This window comes from Mycobacterium sp., from assembly GCF_049673265.1.
Lineage (GTDB): Bacteria > Actinomycetota > Actinomycetes > Mycobacteriales > Mycobacteriaceae > Mycobacterium.
Window position 1 is genome coordinate 1 of sequence record NZ_JBATXN010000639.1, and the last position, 3,422, is coordinate 3,422.

Consider the following 3,422-nt stretch of genomic DNA (forward strand, 5'->3'; position numbering starts at 1 on the left):
GCGTACACATCACCACGCGAACTAGTCCGTCGGAGTCCATGACGGCATGATGTCCGTTCAGGCTGGATTGGTGGCGACCGTAGTGAATCGTTTCCCACCACGGATTGCCGAGTGAAAAGCTCCAGTAAACTCCTTGGGGCGGTGCAACTTCGAGGATCAGCGCCTCATCGGTGCCTAGTTCCCAACGCCCGATGACCGGTTTGTTTTCGGCGGCCGCACCGATCGCGGTGCGATCGATCGGGGGTAAAAACCCATTCGGTGGCGCGGCCGCGCCGAACTGCAGAAAAAACTCGAGATTGTCGTGAACGAAGTCGCCGAGCGCGACCAGCTGCCGCGACACCACGGTGTCTCGTTCGACGGCAGGCAGGTTGCGACCGATCGGATCGCCGATCCGCTCGACCCGCAACGACGACGGCGTCTCGGTATCCCAGTCATAGAAGAAGTGCCGCACCGTCAATGTGGGATTGGGCCCCTCGATGCGCATCCAGTTCCCGTCGTGCTCATCGGCGGACAAGACCACCTCGAAGTTCCCGTCGGCGTCGACGTCGAGCTCGTCGACCAATGCATTCGCGGTCGAGGCGATGCCGTTCATCGTTTGCAGCCCCACATATCGGGCGGTGCCGCGGTTACCGAACAGTCGATAGCTCTCACCACCGCGCAGCGGGGCACCGGTGTACAGACAGTCCGGACACTCCATTCCCCACGTGATGAGGTCGTTAGTGCTTGCACGCTGGACCCGCAGAATTGGATCAGGGTCGAATCGCAGCGCCACGTCGATACCGGCGGCCAGCAGCACCAGCAGGTGCCGCATCCCCGCCGCGAGATCGACCGGATTTCGGCTTGCGGGATCGCATTTGACGATCTGTGCTGCATTGTCGAGCCGGCGGATCAGATGCGACCACGCCGCAGCCAAGTCGACGTCGCCGCTCGCCGGTGCCTCGGCGGCCGCCTCCGAAATCGAGTGTGGCAACCATGCCACCGGCCGCTGCGCAGCGCTCACATCGCCACCACTTCCACCCGCCTGGACGGCCATAAGAAACCCTTTATCTGAGAACAGCGTTTTCATTTAATACTCGACAACAATGGCATCGGACCATCGATGCTGTCAATGGCCGCTATGACTCTGGGCCCGCAACCTGCTGAGAAATCCGGCTCGGCGGTGGATGCTGACTCCATGGCGAGCAACACCGAGCGCTATCGCGCTGCGCGTGACCAGGTCTTCGCCATCGCTGACGACGACAAACTCGCGAGCACATTCGAGTGGCCGCAGCTGGTCGGCGCTTTCAATTGGGCCAGCGATTGGTTCGACGTCATCGCCCGCGGCAACGACCGCACCGCGCTGCGGATCGTCGAGGAAGACGGCGCCGAGCAGAGCGTCAGTTTTGCCGCGATGGCTCAGCGGTCCGACCGGGTGGCGGCGTGGCTCGAGCATCTCGGTGTCGGCAAGGGTGATCGCGTCGTCCTGATGCTGGGCAACCAGATTGAGCTGTGGGAGTGCACGCTTGCCGTCGCGAAGCTGGGGGCGGTGGCGATGCCGGCGACCGGTGCGCTGGGACCATCAGAGCTCGCCGACCGCATCGTCCGCGGCGAACCGCGGGCGGTGATCGCCAACGCCGCCGACACCGCAAAGTTCACCGACGTCGACGGCGACTACCGCCGCATCGTCGTGGGCGCCGACACCGCGGGCTGGCACTGCTATGCCGACGCCACCGATGTCGTTTCAGCGGGGCCGTTCACCGCGCGAACGACGGTGAACGACCCGATGCTGATCTATTTCACTTCGGGTACCACAAGTAAACCCAAGCTGGTGACGCACTCTCAGATCAGCTACCCGGTCGGGCATCTGTCGACGATGGCGTGGATCGGCGTGCGACCGGGCGATGTGCACTTGGCGATCAGCTCACCGGGGTGGGCCAAACACGCTTGGAGTTGTCTGTTCGCACCGTGGATCGCCGAGGCGACGATCTTGGTGTACAACTACCGGCGATTGGATGCAGCGGCCCTGCTGAGCCATCTTCGCCGCGCTGAGGTGACGACGTTCTGTGCCCCACCGACACTGTGGCGCATGCTGATTCAGGCGGACCTTGGCGCGAGGCCCGACACGCTGCGCGAGATCGTGGCCGCCGGCGAGCCGCTCAATCCCGACGTCATCGCTCAAGTCGAGCGCGCGTGGGGGCTGACCATCCGCGACGGCTATGGGCAGACCGAGACCACACTGTTGGTCGGCAATCTTCCGGGCCGTCCAGTCAAACCCGGCTCGATGGGCCGGCCGCTGCCCGGGGTACCGATTGTGCTCGTCGACCCGGTCAGCGGTGCACCCGGACGGGAAGGTGAGATCTGCCTTGACCTGAGCGCTCATCCGGTCAACCTGATGACCGGATATCTGCAGGATCCGGAGCGCAACGCCGCCGCGATGGCCGGCGGCTACTACCACACCGGCGACATCGCACGGCGTGACGACGACGGGAGGATCACGTACATCGGCCGAGCCGACGACGTGTTCAAGTCCTCGGGCTACAAGGTGTCACCATTTGAGTTGGAAAGCGTGCTCATCGAACATCCGGCGATCGTGGAAGCCGCTGTCGTGCCGCAGCCCGACGACACCCGGCTGGCGATTCCCAAGGCCTACATTGCGTTGGCCGCCGACTGGCCGGCGGATGCCGAGACGGCCAGGACGATCATGGAGTTCGTGCGTGACCGGGTGGCAGCGCATCTGAGGGTGCGGCGAGTTGAGTTCTACGAGCTGCCGAAGACGATCTCCGGCAAGATCCGTCGAGTGGATCTGCGGCGCCGGGAAGAGCGCGCACATGTCGCGGGTACACCGAAGTCTTCGGAATTCCGATACGAAGACCTGGTGGTCTGAACGGTGAAATCCTATGACGCCGGCCCGATCAGCCCACCGCTGCTCGAGGAGACGATCGGGGACAACTTCGAGCGAACCGTTGCGACACACCCCGACGTCGAGGCGTTGGTGGACGTTATTGCTGAGCGGCGTTGGACCTACGCCGAGCTCAACGCCGAGATTGATCTGATCGCAAGAGGTTTGATGTCGCTGGGCGTGCAGCACGGTGACCGGGTCGGTGTTTGGTCACCAAACTGCGCCGAGTGGGTCATGACGCAGTATGCGACCGTGAAGACCGGCGCGATTCTGGTCAACATCAATCCCGCATACCGTACGCACGAGCTGGGATACGTACTGGACCAGTCGGGTGTCCGCATGCTTATCGCGGCGACGGCTTTCAAGAGTTCGGATTACCGCGCCATGGTCGAAGAGGTGCGTCCGAACGCAACCGATCTGCGCGACGTCGTATTCCTCGACACCGACGACTGGATCAACCTGCGCGACCGCGCCGAGCTGGTGTCGCCGGACGCACTGCGATCGCGAATGGCAGCGCTAGACAACCGCGAGCCCATCAACATCC

The 3,422-nt window shown here is 63.6% G+C and carries 3 protein-coding genes; 2 read left to right on the forward strand and 1 reads right to left on the reverse strand.

Annotation, left to right across the window (positions count from 1 at the left end; all coding sequences use genetic code 11):
- The coding region (locus WBF82_RS21640) for a DUF1214 domain-containing protein (protein WP_424384980.1) at positions 1–1,000 on the reverse strand (1,000 nt) is incomplete at its 3' end.
- Positions 1,001–1,174: 174 nt separating this feature from the next.
- Here WBF82_RS21640 and WBF82_RS21645 point away from each other — a divergent pair.
- Both WBF82_RS21645 and WBF82_RS21650 read left to right on the forward strand, forming a co-directional pair.
- Positions 1,175–2,863 (forward strand): AMP-binding protein, encoded by a 1,689-nt coding sequence (locus tag WBF82_RS21645; RefSeq protein ID WP_424384981.1) that lies wholly within the window; start codon positions 1,175–1,177, stop codon positions 2,861–2,863.
- Between the two features lie 3 nt (positions 2,864–2,866).
- A partial coding sequence (locus WBF82_RS21650) for an AMP-binding protein (RefSeq protein WP_424384982.1) occupies positions 2,867–3,422 on the forward strand: 556 nt, incomplete at its 3' end.

What these genes read in the sequence shown, in the direction of transcription:
- WBF82_RS21645 (WP_424384981.1), top strand. Translation starts at nt 1,175, where the DNA reads ATGGCGAGCAACACCGAGCGCTATCGCGCTGCGCGTGACCAGGTCTTC.